The 20,764-nt window shown below is 66.9% G+C and carries 18 protein-coding genes; 8 read left to right on the plus strand and 10 right to left on the minus strand.

All coding sequences use genetic code 11. From position 1 onward, the window contains the following. Positions 1 to 122: 122 nt before the first annotated feature. The 9 genes from CVV76_RS00310 to CVV76_RS00350 form a co-directional block, all read right to left on the minus strand. Positions 123 to 1,259 carry a M20/M25/M40 family metallo-hydrolase gene (locus CVV76_RS00310; protein ID WP_102222624.1) on the minus strand — a complete coding sequence of 379 codons (1,137 nt, stop codon included), beginning with the start codon at positions 1,257 to 1,259 and terminating at the stop codon, positions 123 to 125. After that, a complete protein-coding gene (locus tag CVV76_RS00315; RefSeq protein ID WP_102222625.1) occupies positions 1,256 to 2,413 on the minus strand; it encodes a M20 aminoacylase family protein in 1,158 nt (385 codons plus the stop codon). The genes CVV76_RS00310 and CVV76_RS00315 overlap by 4 nt, the downstream gene beginning before the upstream one ends. Then, a complete protein-coding gene (locus CVV76_RS00320) occupies positions 2,400 to 3,917 on the minus strand; it encodes a M81 family metallopeptidase (RefSeq protein ID WP_102222919.1) in 1,518 nt (505 codons plus the stop codon). The genes CVV76_RS00315 and CVV76_RS00320 overlap by 14 nt, the downstream gene beginning before the upstream one ends. After that, the gene (locus tag CVV76_RS00325; RefSeq protein ID WP_102222626.1) at positions 3,917 to 5,548 is read right to left on the minus strand and encodes an ABC transporter ATP-binding protein; all 1,632 of its coding nucleotides are present in this window, start codon (positions 5,546 to 5,548) and stop codon (positions 3,917 to 3,919) included. The genes CVV76_RS00320 and CVV76_RS00325 overlap by 1 nt, the downstream gene beginning before the upstream one ends. A 5-nt stretch (positions 5,549 to 5,553) precedes the next feature. Further along, entirely contained in the window at positions 5,554 to 6,357 is an 804-nt protein-coding gene (locus CVV76_RS00330; protein ID WP_233192667.1) for an ABC transporter permease, read from the minus strand. 80 nt (positions 6,358 to 6,437) lie between these two features. Beyond that, positions 6,438 to 7,379 (minus strand): ABC transporter permease, encoded by a 942-nt coding sequence (locus CVV76_RS00335; protein WP_102222628.1) that lies wholly within the window; start codon positions 7,377 to 7,379, stop codon positions 6,438 to 6,440. 84 nt (positions 7,380 to 7,463) lie between these two features. Next, positions 7,464 to 9,053, minus strand: a complete 1,590-nt coding sequence (locus tag CVV76_RS00340; protein WP_102222629.1) for an ABC transporter substrate-binding protein — start codon at positions 9,051 to 9,053, stop codon at positions 7,464 to 7,466. A 222-nt stretch (positions 9,054 to 9,275) separates the two neighbouring features. Beyond that, positions 9,276 to 10,031, minus strand: coding sequence for an IclR family transcriptional regulator (locus CVV76_RS00345; protein WP_158243079.1), 756 nt, complete (start codon positions 10,029 to 10,031; stop codon positions 9,276 to 9,278). Positions 10,032 to 10,183: 152 nt separating this feature from the next. Continuing rightward, complete coding sequence (locus CVV76_RS00350) at positions 10,184 to 10,660, minus strand: Lrp/AsnC family transcriptional regulator (RefSeq protein WP_102222631.1); 477 nt, start codon at positions 10,658 to 10,660, stop codon at positions 10,184 to 10,186. Between the two features lie 146 nt (positions 10,661 to 10,806). Here CVV76_RS00350 and CVV76_RS00355 point away from each other — a divergent pair, with 146 nt between their 5' ends. The 8 genes from CVV76_RS00355 to CVV76_RS00390 all read left to right on the plus strand — a co-directional run bounded on the left by CVV76_RS00355 (position 10,807) and on the right by CVV76_RS00390 (position 19,396). Then, the gene (locus tag CVV76_RS00355; protein WP_102222632.1) at positions 10,807 to 11,826 is read left to right on the plus strand and encodes a 1-aminocyclopropane-1-carboxylate deaminase; all 1,020 of its coding nucleotides are present in this window, start codon (positions 10,807 to 10,809) and stop codon (positions 11,824 to 11,826) included. 197 nt (positions 11,827 to 12,023) lie between these two features. Next, positions 12,024 to 13,172 (plus strand): transporter substrate-binding domain-containing protein, encoded by a 1,149-nt coding sequence (locus CVV76_RS00360; protein WP_102222633.1) that lies wholly within the window; start codon positions 12,024 to 12,026, stop codon positions 13,170 to 13,172. Beyond that, on the plus strand, positions 13,169 to 13,798 hold the full coding sequence (locus tag CVV76_RS00365; protein WP_102222920.1) for an ANTAR domain-containing response regulator: 630 nt from the start codon (positions 13,169 to 13,171) through the stop codon (positions 13,796 to 13,798). Before CVV76_RS00360 ends, CVV76_RS00365 begins: the two co-directional genes overlap by 4 nt. Before the next feature lie 179 nt (positions 13,799 to 13,977). After that, on the plus strand, positions 13,978 to 14,811 hold the full coding sequence (locus tag CVV76_RS00370) for a nitrilase family protein (protein WP_102222634.1): 834 nt from the start codon (positions 13,978 to 13,980) through the stop codon (positions 14,809 to 14,811). 58 nt (positions 14,812 to 14,869) lie between these two features. Beyond that, positions 14,870 to 16,015 carry a substrate-binding protein gene (locus CVV76_RS00375; RefSeq protein ID WP_102222635.1) on the plus strand — a complete coding sequence of 382 codons (1,146 nt, stop codon included), beginning with the start codon at positions 14,870 to 14,872 and terminating at the stop codon, positions 16,013 to 16,015. A gap of 55 nt (positions 16,016 to 16,070) precedes the next feature. Beyond that, complete coding sequence (locus tag CVV76_RS00380) at positions 16,071 to 16,904, plus strand: branched-chain amino acid ABC transporter permease (RefSeq protein WP_102222636.1); 834 nt, start codon at positions 16,071 to 16,073, stop codon at positions 16,902 to 16,904. Continuing rightward, positions 16,897 to 18,681, plus strand: a complete 1,785-nt coding sequence (locus CVV76_RS00385) for a branched-chain amino acid ABC transporter ATP-binding protein/permease (RefSeq protein WP_233192650.1) — start codon at positions 16,897 to 16,899, stop codon at positions 18,679 to 18,681. Before CVV76_RS00380 ends, CVV76_RS00385 begins: the two co-directional genes overlap by 8 nt. Beyond that, positions 18,674 to 19,396: an ABC transporter ATP-binding protein gene (locus CVV76_RS00390; RefSeq protein WP_102222637.1), complete on the plus strand. Its 723-nt coding sequence runs from the start codon at positions 18,674 to 18,676 to the stop codon at positions 19,394 to 19,396. The genes CVV76_RS00385 and CVV76_RS00390 overlap by 8 nt, the downstream gene beginning before the upstream one ends. A 131-nt stretch (positions 19,397 to 19,527) precedes the next feature. Here the strand turns inward: CVV76_RS00390 and CVV76_RS00395 are convergent, their stop codons facing one another. After that, positions 19,528 to 20,562, minus strand: coding sequence for a LacI family DNA-binding transcriptional regulator (locus CVV76_RS00395; RefSeq protein WP_102222638.1), 1,035 nt, complete (start codon positions 20,560 to 20,562; stop codon positions 19,528 to 19,530). Between the last annotated feature and the right edge of the window lie 202 nt (positions 20,563 to 20,764).

The following is a 20,764-nucleotide window of genomic DNA, read 5'->3' on the forward strand; positions in this document are numbered from 1 at the left end:
CGGACCCTCCCCCTGCCGAGGCCACGGGCCTCCCTTGGCGCGATCATCCGCCAGATGGCGACCAAGTTCCAGCGGCACGGTGGGGGTGGGGCTCGCAGGCGGCGCGGCGAGAGGGCCAGGCCTCAGGCCCGGAGCGTGGCCAGCAGCCCGGCGAAGAGGCGGGCCCGGGGGATCAGGCTGTCCGTGTCGATATGCTCGCTGAGCGTATGGAACCCGTCGCCCGCCAGCCCCAGAGAGCAGAGCGAAGCCACCCCAAGCGCGCCCGAGAAGTTCGCATCCGACCCGCCGCCGGAGGAGAAGCAGGGCAGATCCTGGCCCATCTTCCCGGCCAGCTCCTTGGCGACGTGATAGAGCGCCATGGTCTCCGGCCGGCCGTTTTCCCAGACCGGGCGGGTGACCGTCTCGCGCACGCTGAAGGTCACGCCGTTGCGGGTGCCGGCCATCGCCAGCATCCGTGCGACGCCCGTGTCGAGATCGGCCTGCTCCTTGGCCATCGACAGGACCTGCGCCCGGGCATGGCTGGGCACGCAGTTCACCCATCGGCCCGAGGTCACGTCATTGACCGAGAAGGTGCAGCTGTCGGACGTCATCTCCTCGATCTCGAGGATCCGGCGCGCCAGTTCGCGCACCGCCGATACGCCGTCCTTGAGCTTGGCGCCCGCATGGCTGGGCTTGCCCTCGGCGGTGATCTCGAACCGGGCGATGGCGTAGCGCCCGGTCGTCACCCCGTTGTCCGGCAGCGCGGGCTCGGGGCAGAGGAAGTAGCGATTGCGCAGCGCCTCGTTCTCGATCAGGCTGCGGGTGGCGGGGGTGCCGATCTCTTCGTCCGGGGTGAAGAGATAGGTGACGGGCAGGGGCGTCTCCATCCCCGCGGCCATCAGCTGCCGCATCGCCTCCAGCGCGATGTAATTGCCGCCCTTCATGTCGAGGATGCCGGGGCCGTAGACCTTGCCGCCCTCCTGCCGGAACGGGTTCTTCGCCAAGGTGCCCACCGGGTGGACCGTGTCGAAATGGCCCGACACCAGGATCCCAGGCGCGCCCATGTCGGCGTGCGGCATGCGGGCGCGGACCGAGGGGCCGCAACCGCCGCGGGGCGGAAGCATCTCGACCTGCGCGCCCATCTGGGCGCAGTCGAAGGCGACCATCTCCATCATTCGACCCACCGCGGCGGGGTCGTAGGTGGGGCTTTCGCATTCCACCCACGGCTTCAGCCCCGCGATCATCGCGTCTTCGTCGAAGGGCAGGTCGGGCAGGGTCATGCCGCCCCCCGCATCTCGACCATGCGTGCAAAGAACGAGGCCCCCACCGGCAGCGCCTCGTCGTCGAAGACGAAAGCAGGGTTGTGCAGCGCCACGTTGCCGCCATGGCCCAGCGTGGCATAGGCACCGGGCACGATGCGCAGCATGTCGGCCATGTCCTCGGACCCCATGGCAAGGTCGTCCTTGAGCTGCGCCTTCTCGGGCCCCACCACATCGGTGGCCGCGGCCAGCAGGTCATCGGAGCGCTGGTCGTCGTTCATCAGCACGTCGAAGACGTTGCGGATGTCCACGTCGATCTGGCAGTCATGGGCGATCGCGAAACCCGCGCAGATCGCCCGCATCCGTTCCGCCACCAGCTTCTCGTCCTCGATGTCGAAGTACCGCACGGTGCCCGACAGCGTGCCCGTCTCGGGGATGACGTTGTAGGCGGACCCTGCGTGGAACTGGGTGATCGACACCACCACCGGATGGGTCGGCGGCAGATTGCGCGAGACGATGGACTGGATCTCCTTCACCAGCCCCGCGCCGATCACCACCGGGTCCTTCGACCCCTCGGGCCGGGCGCCGTGGCTACCCTTTCCGGTGATCGTGATGTCGAAGAAATCGGCCCCCGCCATGGCCGCGCCCTTCTTCACCCCGAAGACGCCCGGATCGTGGAAGGGCGAGTTGTGGATGCCGTAGAGCTCGTCACAGGGGAACTTGTCGAAAAGCCCGTCGGCGATCATCGCCCGCGCACCGCCCAGGCCCTCTTCCGCCGGCTGGAAGATGAACACCGCCTTGCCTGCGAAATCGCGGGTCTCGGCGAGGTAGCGCGCGGCCCCCAAGAGCATCGTCGTGTGGCTGTCGTGGCCACAGGCATGCATCACGCCGGGGGTCTTCGAGGCATAGGGCAGGTTGGTCTGCTCATGGATCGGCAGGGCGTCCATGTCGGCGCGCAACCCGATGGTCTTGCCCGGTCGGTTGCCTTCCAGCACGCCGATCACGCCGGTCTTGCCGATGCCGCGGGTGACCTCGATCCCCCAGCTTTCCAGCATCTCGGCGACCTTGCCCGAGGTCCGCACCTCCTGGAACCCCAGCTCCGGGTGTTCGTGGAAATCGCGGCGGATCGCGGTCAGGTCGTCGGCAAAGGCTTCGATGCGCTCAAGCGTTGGCATTCTGGGTCTCCTTGGAGGACAGGTCGTCTGGTGAAAACGCGGCTCCCCCGGGGGAAAGCCGTAATCCGGGGCGCAGCCGGCGCCAGGGCAGAAGGGCCGGGTCGACGGCCATCGGGCCGGGGGCGGCGGCAACGAGGATGGTTTCGGCGATGGGCGCGAAATCGGCCCGGAAATGGACCGAGCTTTTCACGACGATGATCGAGGCCTCCTCGGGATGCAAGCCGAGGTGGCGGAAGATCTCGCGGTCGGCCATCTGGCACTTGGCCGAGACCACCGCGATCCGGACACCACCGATGCGTAGCGCGGCCGAGGGGCCAAGGGTCATGCGGCGCCGGCCGTAATAGGGGCCCTTCGCCTCGAACACGCCGTCCGAGAGCGCCTCGACCGTGAAGCGCGCCGCGACCGGCGGGTCGCCACCCGACTGGCCGCCCAGCGTGATCTCCACTTCCGCGCCCACCCCCACGGCATGGGCCGCCATCGCCGCCTGCGGATCGTAAAGCCCGCCGAGCAGGGCATTCTCGGCCCGCGCCGCGATCAGCGCGTGCAGCATGCCGGTGGTGTTGCTGTCGCCGCCCGCGCCGGGGTTGTCCTGCGTGTCGGCGATGATCACCGGCCGGGTGGCCGCCTGCGCCAGATCCTTGGCGCGGGCCACGGCCTCGGAGGGTGTCAACACTTCGCCGGCAAAGGCGGGTTCGGCCGCCTCGATCCGGTCCATCAGCGCGCGGGCCGTTTCGGTCGCGCCGGGGCCGTAGGCGGTGACGGACATGCCGCAATCGGCGAAATCCGCGGCCGGGAACCCCATGTTGAAGCTGATGGAGGGCAGGCCCGCGCCCAGCTCCTCCATCTCGGCGTAGAGGCCGCGGGCGGGCTCCATGTCGGTGCATTGCCACGAGATGGCCGAGAGGTAGGGCGCCTGGAGAAAGGCCTTTTCCAGCGACTCGCCCGCCATCAGAAGGTCAAGCGCCCGCGCGCCGCGCGCCCCGGTCTCGCGCATGTCGACATGCGGGTATGTGCGGTAGCTGTCGAGGACATCGGCCGTCTCGACCATCCGCGGCGTGACGTTGGCGTGAAGATCGAGGCTGACGACGATCGGGATGTCGCCCACCACGGCACGTAGCCGCGCCAGAAGCTCTCCCTCGCCGTCGTCGACATGTTCGGCCACCATCGCGCCGTGCAGGTCGAGGTAGATCCCGTCGAGCGGCAGCGCGGCGGCGATCCGGCCGATGATCTCGGCGGTGATCGTCTCGTAGGCCTCCTCCGTCACGTGGGCCGAGGGGCTGGCCGCGCACCAGAGCGTCGGCACCACCTCCCACCCCACGCGGGCGGCATGGGCCAGGGCGCCGGCGATCGACTGGTTGGCGGTGGGCGGGATCGCGAGGATCTGGTCGCCCCGGCTCATCGGGATCGCGCCCGAGCCGCCGAGGAAATCGTCAAGCCCGGCCTTGGTGGGGGCGAAAGTGTTGGTTTCATGCAGGAAACCGCCGACAGCGACACGCTTTGCCATCATGCGCCCTCCGCCCTGGCCATGGGCCGGAAATTGGCGAAATCCCAGTCGCGTCCGGGCGCCGCGTCGATCAGCGACCTTGTGTAGGGATCGGACGGCGCACCCAGAACGCGGTCGGCGGGGCCGGCCTCGACGATCTTGCCGCGGCTCATCACCACCACCTCGTCGCAGATCTGGGCCGCGACCCGCAGGTCGTGGGTGATGAACAGCATGCCGAAGCCCGACTTGCGTTGCAGCCGGTCCAGAAGGTCCAGCACCTGCGCCTGGACCGAGACGTCCAGGGCCGAGACGGCCTCGTCCGCGACCAGCAATTTCGGCTCCATCGCCACTGCGCGGGCGATGGCGATGCGCTGGCGCTGCCCGCCCGAGAACTGGTGCGGATAGCGCCCCACGGCGTCGGCGGGCAGGCCCACCTCGACCATCAATTCGCGCGCGCGCTCCATCGCCAGGGTGCGGGAAATGCCGTAGTTCACAGGCGCCTCGATGATGCTTTCTCCCACCGTCAGCCGCGGATTGAGCGAGCGGTAGGGATCCTGAAACACCATCTGGAACTTGGCTCGGTGCGGCTGTAGCCCCTGCCGGGAAAACCCCACGATGTCGGTGCCGTCGATGCGGACCTGCCCCTTGCTCGGGTCGATCAGCCGCATGATGCAGCGCGCCACGGTCGACTTGCCCGAGCCGCTTTCGCCGACGATCCCCAGCGTGCGGCCGGGCAGGATGTTGAAGCTGACGTCATCCACCGCGCGCGTCCCCGCCGCCTTGGCGAAAAGGCTGGTCGCGCCATAGATCTTTTCAAGGTTGTTGACGTCGAGAACCGGCGCCTTCTGCGGCTTTTCCCGCCCCGGGCGGGGCACCAGCGAGGGCACCGCGGAAAGGAGCTTGCGCGTGTATTCCTTCTGCGGCGTGCGCAGCAGGGCGCCGATCGGTCCATCCTCGACCATGTCGCCGTGGTTCATCACATAGACCCGGTCGGCGATTTCCGACACCACGCCCATGTCGTGGGTGATGAACAGCACCGCAGTGCCGTGGTCCACCTGCAAGTCCTTGATCAGCTTCAGGATCTGTTTCTGCGTCGTCACGTCCAGCGCGGTCGTGGGTTCGTCGGCGATCAGCAGGACGGGTTCCAGCACCAGCGCCATGGCGATCATGATGCGCTGGCGCTGCCCGCCCGAAAGCTGGTGCGGAAAGCTCATCCGGACGCGCGCGATGTCGGGCAGGCCCACCTGTTCGAGGATGTCGAGCACCCGCTTCTCGCGCTCCGGCGCGGGCATCTTCGTGTGCTCCTTGAGCACCTCGTCGATCTGGTCGCCCACCCGCATCACCGGGTTCAGCGCGGTCATCGGCTCCTGAAAGATCATCGCCATCTTCGAGGCCCGCATCCGGCGCAGCGCGGCGGGGGAGGCGGCCAGCGCATCCTCGCCGTCGATCTCGATCTTGCCGCCCCGAATCTCCAGGCTGCCCTTGGGCAGAAGGCCCATCGCGGCCAGCGAGGTGACGGATTTGCCCGATCCGCTTTCGCCCACAAGGCACACTGTCTCGCCCCGTTCGATGGTCAGTGAGATGCCCTTGACGACCTCGGGGCCGCCGCGGGTGACGGCCACGCGCAGGTTTTCGATATTCACGGCTGGCATGTGGGTCACTCCTTGCGGCGGGCCATGCGGGGGTCGAGGATGTCGCGGGCGGCGTCCCCGATCAGGTTGATCGACAGGATGCACAGCGACAGCGCGAGGCCGGGCCAGAAGATGAGTTCCGGTTTGATCAGGAAATACATCCGCCCCTCGGCCATGATGTTGCCCCAGGTCGGCGTCTCGGTGGAGACCCCGGCGCCCAGGAAGGACAGGATCGCCTCTGTCAGGATCGCCGAGGCGCAGACATAGGTGGCCTGTACCGACAGCGGCGCGAAGGTGTTGGGCATCAGGTGCCGCCACAAGATGCGGGGCAGCGAGGTGCCCGCGGCGATCGCGGCCTCGACATAGGGTTCATCCCGCGCGGCCAGCACGATGGACCGCACGAGGCGCACGACGCGGGGGATCTCGGGGATGGTGATGGCGAACATCACGGTCCAGATCGACGGGCCTACCAGCGAGACGATGGCGATCGCCAGAAGGACAGAGGGCATCGCCATCAGCCCGTCCATGATCCGCATGACCACCGCGTCCGCGTAGCGGAAGAAGCCCGACACGAGGCCGATGGCGAGGCCGATCACCACCGAGCAGATCGACGCCCCGATCCCGATGATCAGCGAGACCCGCGCACCGTAGATCACCCTTGCCATCAGGTCGCGGCCATAGGCGTCGGTGCCCAGGGGAAAGCCGGCCGAGGGTGGTTTCAGCCGCTGGGCGGGAGACATCTGCACCGGGTCGTGCAGCGTGATGAAGGGCGCGAACAGCGCGGCGAGCACGATTAGCGCCAGCACGACCGAGGCGATCATCGGCACCATGCCGAAGCCGCCGCCGCCCGGGCGGAGCAGGTGTGTGGGCAGGCGCAGACGCGCGCGGATGGGGGTGGTCTCAGAGGCCATCAGTAGCGGATCCTCGGGTCGAGCAGGGTGTAGGACAGGTCGATCAGCAGGTTGACCGCGATGTAGATCCCCGAGGTCAGCAGGATCAGCGCCTGGATCGTCGGGTAGTCGCGCGAAAAGATCGCATCGACCGTCAGCCGGCCGAGGCCGGGGATGTTGAACACGCTTTCGGTGACCACCACGCCCGAGATCAGCAGGGCAAAGCCGGTGCCGATCACCGTCATCACCGGGATTGCGGCATTGCGCAGGGCGTGGCGGAACAGCACCTTGCGCTCGGCGATCCCCTTGGCGCGGGCGGTGCGGACGTAATCCTCGCCCAGCACGTCCAGAAGGCTGGCGCGCGTCATCCGTGCGATCAGCGCGACATAGATCGAGGCCAGCGTGATCGCGGGCAGGATCATCTTTTGCAGGAAGGCCCAGAAATCCTGGCTCGGGGGGGTGTAGCCCTGCACCGGGAACCAGTGCAGGTCGACCGCGAACAGGCCGATCAGCAGGTAGCCGATGACGAAGACCGGAACGGAAAAGCCAAGCACCGACAGCGACATGATCAGGTGATCCACCCATGTCTTGTGGCGCCAGGCGGCCAGCACGCCCATCGGCACCGCGACGACGATCGTCAGCACCATGGTGATCGTCGCCAGCCAGATCGTCGGGGGCGCGCGGTCGGCGATCAGCGACGCGACGGTCTTTCCCGACAGGATAGAGGTGCCCAAATTGCCATGCAGCAACTGGCCGACCCAGAGCGCGAACTGCACCACGATCGGCTGATCGAGCCCGAGGTTGTGCCGGATCGCCGCGATCTGGGCGTCGGTCGCGGTGTCGCCCGCGATGATCGCCGCGGGGTCGCCGGGTGTCAGCCGCAAGAGCAGGAAGACGAAGACCGCGACCACCAGAAGGACCGGGATCGTGGCGAGGACACGCCGTGTGATGTAGCCGCGCATGAGAAGAGGCTCCTTGACCGGGAGGGGTCGGCGCGCGCGGGGGGAGGGAAGGAAGACCCCTGCGCGCGCCGTCAGGACCGAAGATCAGTCCTTCTTCGAGACGCCCCAGAACACCGGGAAGGGCGTGTCCGGGATGCCCGAAAGCTTGTTCGACCATGCCCAGGGCGAGGTGTACTGGCCCAGCGGCACGAACAGCACGTCATCCATCGCGTAGGACTGGATCTTCTCGGCCGCGGCCTTGCGCCCGGCTTCGTCGCTGGCGTCCATGAACTCTTTACGCAGGCCTTCGAACTTCTCGTCCTTGGGCCAGCCGAACCAGGCCTGGTCGCCGCGGGCGTTCAGCATCGGGTTGTTCAGCGGCGTGTTGATCTCGGGGATCTCCCAGCCGGTGAAGAACATGTTCCAGCCGCCTTCCGAGGGCTTGGCCTTGCTCGCCCGTCGGATCACCACCGACTGCCAGTCCATCGGCTCGAGCTTCACCTTGAAGCCGGCCTTGCGCAGCAGCTGCGCCGCGACCAGCGGCTGTGTGGTGATCGAGGCGTTGTCCGTCGGTTGCAGGATCACAATCGGCGTGCCGTCGTAGCCGCCTTCCTTCAGCAGCTTCTTGGCCTTCGCCATGTCGCCGCCATGAGTCAGTGTCTCTGATCCATCGGCGAAGCCGTAGGGCGTGCCGCAGCCCATCGTCGCGCCACATTTCTGGAAGTATTCGGGGTGACCGACCGCGGCGTCGAGAAAGTCCTTCTGGTCGAAGGCCGCCAGCGCCGCCTGGCGCAGCTTCTTGTTGTTGAACGGCGGGTAGAGGAAATTCATCCGGCCGATGAACTGGCTGCCGGTCTTGTCCATCACCTTGACGGTAAGTTCCGGGTTGGCCTGCAGCACCGGCAGAAGATCGTAGGAGGGCGTCTGGTAGAAGTCGATCTCCCCCGACATCAGCGCGTTGATTGCGGTCTGGCTGTCGGGCATCGTTTCCCACACGACCTTGTCCACATCGGCGACCTTGCCCCCCGCGAACCAATCCGCCTTGCCGGGCGCGGGCTTGTAGTCCTTGAACTTCTCGAAGACGACCTTCACGCCGGGCTTGAAGTCGACCACCTTGAACGGGCCCGAGCCGTCGAAGCCCTTGATCGGCTGGTCGGCGGGCGTCTCGGCCACCTTCTTCGGCATCATGAAGGGCACCAGCGACGACGGCTTGGCCAGGATCTGCAGCGCCGGTGCGAAGGGCTTCTTCAGCGTCAGGGCAAAGGTCTTGTCGCCGGTGACCTTGAGCGAGGCCATATCGTCGTGGATCAGCTGCCCGCCGCTGTCGCGCTTCATCCAGCGTTCCAGCGATGCCACGCAATCGTCGGGCTTCACGTCGCTGCCGTCATGCCATTTCAGCCCGTCGCGCAGGGTGAAGGTGTAGGTCAGCTTGTCGTCCGAAATCTTGACCGAGGCCATTTGCGGCTCGACCTCGAATTTCGAGTTCATGCCCAGCAGCGTGTCGTAGATCATGTAGGCGAAGTCGCGCGTGATATGCGCGGTGGTCAGGATCGGGTCGGTCACGCGGACGCCCGATTCCATGACCGCCGTGATCGTGGTCTCGGCGCGCGCGGGGCTACCGAAGGCCACGACGGACGAGAGCACGGCAGCGCCAATCGAGGCCATCCAGACGGATGGCGAAGAATGTGAGGTCATAGTCTTTCCCTGTTGCGTTCGGTGATGCGGACCCATCTGCGGGGCCCTGATCCAACGATGGGTGTGCCGCAGGCTGAGCGGGAACTCTCAAGTCCGTGATCTTGGCGTCAGCTGCGTCAATTGACCGCTGTCACGTCAGCAAAAGGTTCCGAATGACGGAATTTTTCGCACCTTGTTAACGCTATGCGTATTTCGGTTATTGCAATGAAATAAATTCGATTCTCAGTCCCGGGTGTCCTGGGGGGGCGTGATCGCCTTGGAGGCATCGACGAGGGCAGGGGCCAGCTCCGTGCGCAGGCGCGCGCGATCCCAGCGCAGGTTCGACACGGCGATCTGGACGGAGCCGATCGCCACGCCCGAGAGGTCCCGGATCGGTGCCGCGATATCGAGCTCGTTCGGCAGCAGCTGCTCTTCGGCGACGGCATAGCCCACGGCGCGGGCCTCGTGGATCTGGTCGCGGATCAGCGTGCGGTCCGTGGTCGTGGTGGCAAGATAGGTGCCCAGCGGCCAGGTGGCGCAGGCCTCGTCGATCTCGGCCTCGGAGCGGGTCGACAGCACGGCCCGCCCCGACGAGGTGTTCAGCGCCGGCAGCCGCCTGCCGACCACCGTTGAAACATAGGCCGCGCGCCGTGCCGGAAGACGGGAGACATAGACGATGTCGGTGCCATCCAGCCGCGCGACGTTCACCGTCTCGCGGGTCTCGCGCGAGAGCGAGATGACATGCGGTGAGGCATTCTGCATCAGCGGATCCGAGACGAGGTAGCCGAACGCCCCTTCGAGAAACCGGATCGAAGGGGAATAGCGCCGCGAGACCGGATCCTTGTGCAGCCATCCCGCCGCGTGCAGGGTGTAGAGCACCCTTTGCACCGCGCTGCGTTCCATCCCCGTCTGCCTGGCGACCTCTGTCAGGCCCAAGGCGTGGGGGGGCCGCGAGAACAGCTCCATCACTTCTGTCGCGCGGAAAAGGGAGGCGATCATCAAGGCATCGCGCTTCGGGGAATCGTTACTGCTCATCAGATGCCATTATTGCATTACAATAGTTGTGGCCGATAGAGGAAGCTGCGGCATCGGGCAAGGTTTAACTCGCCCCCCAACACACACGTGCGGACCGACGCCCCGCCGCGCGGCGTTCAGAGCGGAAGCGGCGCGTTGTCCTTCACCTCCTTCATGACGAAGAAGCTGCGGATCTGGCGCACCCCGGGCAGGGCGATCAGCATCCGGCTGTGCAGCAGGTTGAAATCGGCCATGTCGCGCACCCGGATCTTCAGCAGGTAATCGAAATCCCCGGCGACGAGGTGACAGTCCAGCAGCTCCTTCATCCCGGTCACCGCTTCTTCGAAGGCGGCAAAGCTGTCGGGGGTCGAGCGGTCCAGTACGACGCCGACCATCACCAGCGTGCCCAGCCCGATCGACTGCGGATTGATCCGTCCGCGCACGCCCATCACATGCCCCCCGTCGAAGAGCCGCCGGATCCGCCGATGGCAGGTCGCCGGGCTGATGTTCACCCGCTCTGCGATCTCGGCATTGGTCAGCCGCCCGTCCTGCTGCAGAAGCCGCAGGATGTTGCGGTCGATTCTGTCGATGTCATGGGTGGAAGAATCTTCCAAAAACTCGCCCCATTATGAGAAGTAAGGTAGAAATAAAGTGCCAATGATTTTTTATAATAGAAAAATATGAGGCCATTTGGAAAGCACATTTCACCAAGTTTTCGCTAGTCTGGCGGCATGTGATACGACCCAACAAGGAGTTCCTCATGTCCCTGCTCGACAAATTCGAGCGCTACCCGCTGACCTTCGGCCCGACCCCGATCGAACACCTTCCGCGTCTCAGCGCGGCGCTGGGGGGCGAGGTCGAGATCTATGCCAAGCGCGACGACTGCAACTCGGGCCTGGCAATGGGCGGCAACAAGCTGCGCAAGCTGGAATACATCGTGCCGGATGCCATCGCCTCGGGCGCCGACACGCTTGTGTCCATCGGTGGCGTGCAGTCGAACCACACCCGGATGGTCGCGGCGACGGCGGCCAAGATCGGCATGAAATGCGTGGTGATCCAGGAAAAGTGGGTGCCGCATTACGATGCCGTCTATGACCGCGTCGGCAACATCCTGATGACCCGCCTGATGGGCGCCGACAGCCGGCTGGTCGAGGACGGTTTCGACATCGGCATCCGCAAGAGCTGGGAAGACGCGATCCAGTCGGTCAAGGATTCGGGCGGCAAGCCCTACGCCATTCCTGCCGGCGCCTCGGTGCACAAGTACGGCGCCCTGGGCTACATCGGCTTCGCCGAGGAAGTGGCCGAGCAGGAGAAGTCGCTGGGGTTCACCTTCGACTACATCGTCGTCTGCGTCGTCACCGGCTCGACCCAGGGCGGCATGATCGTGGGTTTCGCCGCGCAAGACCGCGCCGACCGGGTGATCGGCATCGACGCCTCGGCCACGCCGGAACAGACCCGCGCGCAGGTGCGCGGGATCGTCGACAACACGGCCGATCTCGTGGGTCTTGGCCGCAAGGTCCGCGACGACGAGATCGTCATCAACGAGGATTACGCCTACCCGGCCTACGGCGTGCCCTCCGAGGAAACCAACGACGCGATCCGCCTCGCGGCGCAGACCGAGGCCATGATGACCGACCCGGTCTACGAGGGGAAATCGATGCAGGGCCTGATCGACCTGACCCGCAAGGGGTTCTTCCCCAAGGGGTCGCGCGTGCTCTACGCCCACCTCGGCGGCGCGCCGGCGCTGAACGGCTACAGCTACTACTACAAGGACGGCTGAGGCCGACGCGCGGGAACGGACACCTCCCGCGTCCCCCCTGTTCCGGCGGCCGGGCCTTCGCGGGCCCGGCCGCCATCGCGATCCGCGCCCCGCCCTCGGCGCCCGGGCAGAGCGGCTTGGGCCTGCCGCGCCGTTGCGCTATCAGTCGGAGGAGTCCTGCCGAACCCGGCACTGGACGGGAGCGAAAGGGCAGGCGGTTGGCATCGGAAACCCAGGACGGCTGGCGTATCGGCGTACTCTTCTCGCAAAGCGGGACGACGCACGTGACCGAGCGCGACCATCTGCGCGGCACGCTCCTCGCGGTCGAGGAGATCAACGAAGCGGGCGGTGTTCTCGGGCGGCCCCTGGTACCCGTCAGCTACGACCCCGGGGCGGAAAGCGCGGCCTTCCGCGCGCTCGCCCGGCGGATGCTGGCGGAAGACGAGATCGACGTGATCTTCGGCTGCTCCACCTCGGCCAGCCGCAAGGCGGTGCTGCCGATCATCGAGCGCTACAACGGCCTGCTGTTCTACCCCTCGATGTACGAGGGGTTCGAATATTGCGAGAACCTGCTCTACACCGGCGCCACGCTGAACCAGACCTGCCTGCCGCTGGCCGAATACCTGCTGGCGCATCATGGGCGGCGGATCTTCTTCGTGGGCTCGGATTACATCTTCCCGCGCGAATCGAACCGCGTGATGCGGGACCTGATCGAATCGAAGGGCGGCGAGGTGGCGGGAGAGGTCTACCTTCCCCTCGGCGCCACCGGTCCGGCGGTGGAAGAGTTGATCGACGCCATCCGCATCGCCCGGCCCGACGCGGTGTTCTCGACCGTGATCGGAACCTCGGCCCATGCCTTCTACCGGCTCTATGACCGGGCCGGGATCGACCGGGCCGCGCATCCGGTGGCAAGTCTGACCATGGCGGAAAGCGAGATCGCCCATATCGGCCCCGCGCATTGCGACGGCCACATCCTCGCGGCCACCTATTTCCAGACGCTGGAGAACGACGCCAACCGCCGTTTCACCGCCGCCTACCACGGCCGCTATGGCTCGGCAGAGCGGACATCGACCTGGTCCGAGGTGGCCTACATGCAGGTTCACCTTTTCGCGCGAGGGCTGGCGCGGGTGGGGCAGATGGACCCCGGGCGCATCGGCCGCGCGCTGATGGGCGAGGAATTCGACATGCCCGAGGGCCGGGTGCGCGTCGATCCCGAGACCCGCCCCCTGTGGCTGACGCCGCGGATCGGCCGGGTGCGGGCCGACGGACTGTTCGACATTGTCTGGGGCGGGGGCGCCCCCACGCGGCCCGATCCCTACCTTGCCACGACGCGGTTCGAGGAAGCGTCTCTGAGGGAATGGGCATGAAGGGCGCGCGGCGGATCATGGAGGAGCTGCGGCGCGCCCGCGTGCTTGTCCTGCATCCCGACGACGAGGATGGCGCGCTGTTGCGCGACCACCTCCGGCGGCTGGGTTGCGAGGTGGCGATGGCCTGGCCTGTGCCGCGCCACCTGCCCGAAGAGATCGACACGCTGTTCGTCAGCGTCGACGATGCCCCGGTCGAGGAGATCGCGGCGACGATCGAGGCGCGCGACCTCGCCCTCATCGCCATCGCCACCTACGAGAGCCCGACCACGCTCAAGGCGATCTACGACCTGAACGCCCATGGCGTGCTGAGCAAGCCGCTGCGCCCCCTGGGCATCCTGACCCAGTTCACCCTGGCGCTCTATCGCCACCGCTACGAGGCGCAACTCTCGGCCAAGGTCCGCAAGCTTGAGGACACGCTGAAGGGCCGCCGGCTGGTCGACCGGGCGATCCGTCTGCTGATCGACGTGCAGGGGATGGAGGAAGACGCGGCCTACCGCCTTCTGCGCGACCAGGCCACGGCCGAGCGCGTCACGCTGATCTCCATCGCCGAGGAGATCGTCGCGGCCTACGAGACCATGGCACGGCTGGGCCTCGGTCGCGGCGATTCACGGGCGCCGAAAAAGTAGGAGCATTTTCCGCTCCTTCGCCCATATCTTCGTCTTGAACGGGTCGGGGTGCCGTGTCAGCCTGAACGAACAAGAGCATGTTTGCTCGACGGCAAGGTTGCCGTCTCACATCTTGGCTATGCAGCCCCTGATCCGCGGTCGCGACCGCGCCAGGGGCTTTTTTGCGTTTTGAGGAGCTCATGGCGGAACGCCCAGACATCACACTCGCCTGCATCCAGTACGAACCCCTCTTCGGTGATCCCGACCGCAACCTCGACGCGATGGAGGATCGGATCCGCACCGCCCATGACAGGGGCGCGGGGTTGATCGTTCTACCGGAACTCGCCGACAGCGGCTATGTCTTCGAAAGCCCGGAGGAAACCGCGCGGCTTGCCCGCCCGATCCCCGACGGTGAAAGTGCGGCGCGGTTGATCGCACTGGCCTGGGAGCTGGGGGTCTACATCGTCTCGGGGCTCGCCGAGGCGGCGGAGGGGGTGTTCTACAACTCGGCCATGCTCTGTGGGCCGGAGGGCTTCATCGGCGCCTACCGCAAGCTGCACCTGTGGAACCGCGAGACACTGTTCTTCAAGCCGGGCAACCTCGGGTTGCCGGTGTTCGACACGCCGATCGGGCGGATCGGGATGGCGATCTGCTACGACGGCTGGTTCCCCGAAACCTTCCGCACGCTAACGGCTGCGGGGGCCGAGATCGTCTGCGTGCCCACGAACTGGGTGCCGATGCCGGATCAGGACCCCGGGGTCGAGGCGATGGCCAACGCGCTCCATAAGGCGGCGGCGCATTCCAACGGGATCTACATCGCCTGCGCCGACCGCGTGGGGACCGAACGCGGCCAGCCCTTCATCGGGCAGAGCCTGATCCTCGACGCCACGGGCTGGCCGCTGGCGGGCCCCGCCCCCCGCACCGACGAGGCGATCCTGATCGCCCGCGTCAGCCCCGGGGCGCTGGCTGAGAAGAGACAACTCAACGAATTCAACAACATCCTCGGCGACCGCCGCACCGATGTCTACGGCTGAGGCCTGCGCTGGCCCCGGCCTCCGACCCAACCAGAACATCTGAAACAGGGAAAACACGATGAAACGGAGACTTCTTCTTACCGCTCTTGCAGCCACCATGCTGGCCGGCCCCGCGATGGCCGAGGAACCGTTCCTGATCGGCATTCCGGTGGGCCTGTCGGGGGCCAACTCGGTCGTTGCGCCCTCGGTCGTGCAGGCGGCCGAGCTTGCGGTGGACGAGATCAACGCCAAGGGCGGCGTGCTGGGCCGTCAGCTGAAGGTGGTGGTTGCCGATGACGGCTCGGGCGCGGTGGGGGCGCAGAAGGCGTTCGACTCGCTCGTGTTCCAGAAGAACGTGAACGCCATAATCTCGATGGAGACGAGCGCGGCGCGCAACGCCGGTCTTCCGATCGTCGGCAAGGGCAAGATCCCCTACATCTACACCTCGTTCTACGAGGGGCATTCCTGCTCGCCCTATCTCTATGTCGACGCCTGGGTGCCGCAGCAACAGGTGCCGCCGGTGGTGGATTACCTCAAGGCCGAGGGCGCCAAGAGCTACTTCCTGATCGGGTCCGACTATGCTTTCGGCCGCGGCATGCTGGAGTTCGCACGGAAGTACATCGACAAGACCGGCGGCAAGGTGGTGGGCGAGGAATACCTGCCCATGGACGGCACCGACTGGACGCCGATCATCTCCAAGCTGAAATCCTCGGGCGCCGACGCGCTGATCACCTCGACTGCTGGCGGGGCGCCGAACGTCACCCTGACCAAGCAGCTGCGCAGCGCCGGCGTCACCATCCCCTACGCCAACCTTGCCGTCGACGAGGGCACGGCCAAGAGCATGGGCGCCGATGCCGCGGGCATCCTGATCTCGGCCTCCTACATCACCGGGATCGACAGCACGGCCAACAAGGATTTCATGGCCGCGCTGAAGAAGAAGTTCGGCGACAAGGCCCGCACGCCGAACGACCTGTCGGTGCCGGAATACGAGGGCGTCTACCTTTACGCCGCAGCTCTGAAGAAGGCGGGCACGACCGACACGCGGCCGGTGCTCAAGGCGCTGGGAGAGGTCTCGTACAAGGGGCCACGCGGCACGATCACCATGTCGAAACAGCACCATGCGCCGCTGACCATGTATCTGGGCCAGGTGCAGAAAGACGGCTCGGTCAAGGTGGTCAAGTCGTTCAAGGACGTGGATCCGGGCGACCAGTGCCCGAACCTCTGACAATCGCCAGACCGGAGGGGCCGCGTGGCCCCTCCACCCGCCAGGGGGCCGGACCATGACGCTCATCCTCGACATCCTCACCACCGCGGCGATCCTCTTCGTGATCGCCACCGGCCTGCTGACGATCTTCGGCGTGCTGAAGATCATCAACTTCGCCCATGGCGCCTGGCTGACGATCGGTGCCTATTGCGCCGTCGCGGTGGGGCAGCTCGGCTGGTCGCCGTGGCTGGCCTTTCCCGTGGCCTTCGTGGTCGGCGCCGTGCTGGGCGGGCTGACCGAACGGTTCATCGTTCGCCCGCTCTACGCCCGCCCGCTGGACGCGATCCTTGCGACCTGGGGGCTGGGTATCGTGGTGGGGCAGCTGATCACCCTGGGCTTCGGGCGCGACGTGCAATTCACCGCGCCGCTCCTGCCCGGCACCGCCGACATCCTCGGCACTTCCTATTCGATCTACCGGCTGTTCGCCCTCGGCGCGGCCATCGTCATCGGCCTCGGCTTCTCGTGGCTGATGGAAGGCACGCGGCTGGGTCTCTCGGCCCGCGCGGTGATCATGAACGAGGCGCTGGCCCATGTTCTGGGCCTCGACACGCGGCGGATCCGCTGGGTCACCTTCATGATCGGCTGCGGTCTCGCCGGGCTGGCGGGGGTGTTGCTGACGCCGCTGACCAGCGTCGATCCGAACATGGGGCTGGCCTGGCTCGTGGGGTCGTTCATGCTGGTCATGGTCGCGGGGCAGAGCTTTGCCGCGCTGGCACTGGCCTGCCTCCTCCTGGGTGGCGCGCAGGTGCTGGTCTCGACTTTCCTCAGCCCCATCCTCGGCGGCATCACCGTGGCCGTGCTGGCCGCGATCATCCTGCGCATCTCACCGAAGGGGTTCTCCCGTGTCTGACACCACGCTCGACAGTGCCGGCCCGGCGCGCCCGGGGCCGCTCTGGCGCCTCGGGGCGCTGGCCATCGCGGCGGCGGCGATGATGATCCTCGCGCCGCTGTTCCTCGACCGCTTCACCGTCAACGTGCTGACCCGGTCGATGATCTTCGCGATCCTTGCGGTCACGGTGGACCTGCTGTGGGGCTTCACCGGGATCCTGACCTTCGGCCAGGCCGCCTTCTTCGGGGCAGGCGCCTATGCCACCGCCATGGTGCTGACCCACATGGGCAGCGGGCCGGGGCTGATGGCCCTGGGGCTTCTGCTCTCGATCCTTGTGCCGGTCGCGCTGGCCGCCGCGGTGGGATGGCTCACCTTCTATCCCGGTTCGTCGGATTTCTACGCGACGGTGATCTCGCTGGTCGTGCCCATCGTGGTGACGCAGCTGATCTATTCCGGCGGGACGTGGACAGGCTCCAGCTCCGGCCTCGTGGGCTATTTCGGGCTGGACCTGAGCCTTGGCGGCTTCTTCCGTCTGGCGGGGCTCTGCCTTGTCGCGGTGGTCTTCGCGGCCCTCGTGTTCGTGCGCTCCGACGCCGGGCGGGTGCTGACCGCGATCCGCAACAACGAGACGCGCTGCGCCTATCTCGGGATCAACACCCAGGCGGTGAAGATCGCGCTGACCACCGTGCTGGCGGGGGTGACGGGTATCGCGGGGTTCCTCTACGCCAACGCCTCGGGCGTGGTCGCGCCGGAGAATACCGGCTTTGTCTTCGGCACCCAGCTGGTGGTCTGGACCGCGCTCGGCGGACGCGGCACGATCATCGGCCCGGCACTGGGGGCGGTGGCGATCGACTATCTCAGCGCTCAGCTGTCCGGGCAGCTTCCGTTCCTGTGGCAGCTGGTCGTGGGGCTGATGTTCGTCGTGATGATCATCTTCATGCCGAATGGCCTTGCCGCGCTGGTGACCGGCTGGCGGCGGGTCCGCAAGGGTCCTGCCGCCGCCGCTCCCGCACTGGTGCCGATTGCGCGCAGGGCGCGGGGACCGGCCTCCGACGCGCCGCTTCTGCAGATCGAGCGGCTGGAGAAGGCCTATGGCAGCCACAAGGTGCTCGAGGACATTACCCTCACAGTCCGACCGGGCGAACTGGTAAGCCTCGTCGGCCCCAACGGTGCGGGCAAGACCACGCTGATGCGCTGCATGACTGACGGGCAGGCGGCCAGCGGCGGCACCGTGCGGGTCAACGGCGAAAGCATCACGGGCCTCGTGCCGAACCGCATCGTCGCCCGCGGCATCGGGCGCAAGTTCCAGGTGGCGTCGGTCTTCGAAAGCCTGACCGTGGCCGAATGCCTGCGCATGGCGCGCGCGGCCCATGAACGCCCCAGCTTCACCCGCCGCCGCGACACCCTCGCCCTGCCGCAGCCGGCGATCGAGATCCTCCGCCTGACCGGCCTCGACCGGCAGCTGGGGGCCGAGGTCTCGCTGCTTTCCCACGGCCAGAAGCAGAGCCTCGAGCTTGCCATGGTGGTGGCCCTGGAACCCGCGCTGATCCTGCTCGACGAACCGACCGCGGGGCTGACCAAGGCCGAGCGGACCACCATCGGCACCGTGCTGCAGACCCTCACCTCGGAGCTGGGCCTTGCCGCCATCCTGGTCGAGCACGACCTCGACTTCGTGCGCGACATTTCCAGCCGGATCGTGGTGCTGCATCAGGGCCGTCTGGTCCTCGACGGCACGGTCGAGGAGGTGGTCAACGACGACATCGTCAAGCGGATCTATTCGGGGGGCGACCATGGCTGAGGCCTTGCAGGACGCCACGGTGAAGCTTTCTCTCGACGGGGTGACAAGCGGCTACGGTGCGATCGACGTGCTGCGCGGCGTGTCGCTCGACATCCGCGAGGGCGAGATTTTCGCGCTGATGGGCAAGAACGGGATGGGCAAGACGACCCTGCTGAAGACGATCCTCGGCGCGATCCGCGCCAGCGCCGGCCGGATCCGTTACGAGGGGGCAGAGATCACCGGCGCGGAACCGCGTGCCCTGATTGCCGCCGGCATCGGCTATGCGCCGCAGGACCAGCCGCTGTTTCAGGATCTTTCGATCCGCGACAACCTGCGCCTTGCCCTTCCGGGAGACGCCCACCTTCCCTCCGCGCTTGAGCGGGTCTATGGGCACTTCCCCTTCCTTGCCGACCGGCTGGCGCAGAAGGCGGGTACGCTGTCCGGGGGCGAGCAGAAGATGCTGATCATCGCCCGCGCCCTGATGACCGAGCCACGCCTCCTTTTGATCGACGAGATCTCCGAAGGCCTCCAGCCCACCGTGATCGCCCGCATCGCCGAGGCCCTGCGCGAGGAACGCCGCAGCCGCGGCACGACGATCCTTCTGGTCGAGCAGAACCTCGACTTCGCGCTCGGCATCGCCGATCGTTGGGCGGTGCTCAAGCTCGGCACGATCGACGACGCCGGTCCTGCCGGGGCCGACGCCCATTCCCGCATCCTCCGCCACCTGCAGATCTGAGGCCCGCGCAGGCGCGGCCCTTCGGCGCCGCCTTCGTTTATCGCCGAAATGGGCCAAGAGTGGCGCTAGGGGCGCCCCTCCCACCGCCGGACCGGCGCACATCGTGCCCGCCGCAGGACCGGCCCTTTGGCTCAGGGAAGGTTTTCCTTCACCACCACCTCGATCGCCAGCCGGGGCACGCCGGCCTCTGCCGCGCTGCCCTCCGCCGCGTTGCGGATGATCTGCATCGCGTTCAGCGCCACGAGTTCCGGGCTCTGGGTCAGGACGACGTCCATCACCCCCTCGACCAGGTTGCGCCGGGTGTCGGGCGTCAGCCCGTGGCCGATGAACACCACCTCTGTCCCGCGCCCCTTCTCGCGCAGCGCGCGGGCGATCCCGTCGGACGAGCCGCCGACGTTGTAGATCCCCACGAGGTCGGGATATTCGGCGATCAGGCGCAGGGTGTGGCGGTAGTTCTCGTCGCGGTCGTCGTGGCCTTCGCGCACGCCGACCACGCGAAGGCCGGGGAAATCCTCCTCCATCAGCCCGAGAAAGCCCATCTCGCGCTCCTCGTGCGCGCGGTAGGTGCGGCTGGCAGCGATCAGCGCGACCGACCCGCCGCCGCGCCCGACGAACCGCCCCATCAGGTGCGCCGCCGTCCGTCCGACGGAGCGGTTGTCTAGGCCGACATAGGCCGTGCGCGCGGCGTTGGAGATGTCGGACACCAGCGTCACCACCTGCTTGCCCTTCGCCACCAGCGCGTTGACCGCCTCGCGCACAAGCGGGTGATCGATCGCCATGAAGGCGACGCCGCTGGCCTTTTCGCCGTGTCGCAGCAGGGCCTCGGCCAGCGCCTCGGGGTTGAAGCTGTCGATGAAGAAGCAGCGCACCGTGGCATTGGCATCGCCCGGATTGGCCGCCAGCCGCTTGGCCGTGTCGCCCAGCAGCCGCAGGTAGGGATTGGTACCCGCGGGCAGCAGGAACACCAGCCGCAGGGGCCGCGGGCGCAGGGCGGCGCCGATCTCCGCCTCGTCGAGGTAACCGGTGTCGGCCGCCGCCCGCAGAACCCGCCGCGCCGTCGCCTCGCGCACCCCGGGACGGCGGTTGAGCACCCGGTCCACCGTCGCGGGCGAGACACCAGCGATGCGGGCGATATCGGTCAGAAGCGGCCCCGTCTTGCGCGGCATCGGAACATGATCCTTTCTGAAAACCCATCAAAAACCATCATAGAATTGGATTTGACGGTACAGCCCCCGCTTCCTACGATCAAACCACAAATCGACCAGACTTACATTTTTCGCTTTAAATACATATATTTAAGGCGGAATGGCGCCCGCATCCCGAGGAGGGGAGGCTTGGTCTGCCGGTCGATGGACATCATGCCGGGTC

Origin of the sequence: Acidimangrovimonas sediminis (assembly GCF_002871005.1) — a bacterium.
Lineage (GTDB): Bacteria > Pseudomonadota > Alphaproteobacteria > Rhodobacterales > Rhodobacteraceae > Acidimangrovimonas > Acidimangrovimonas sediminis.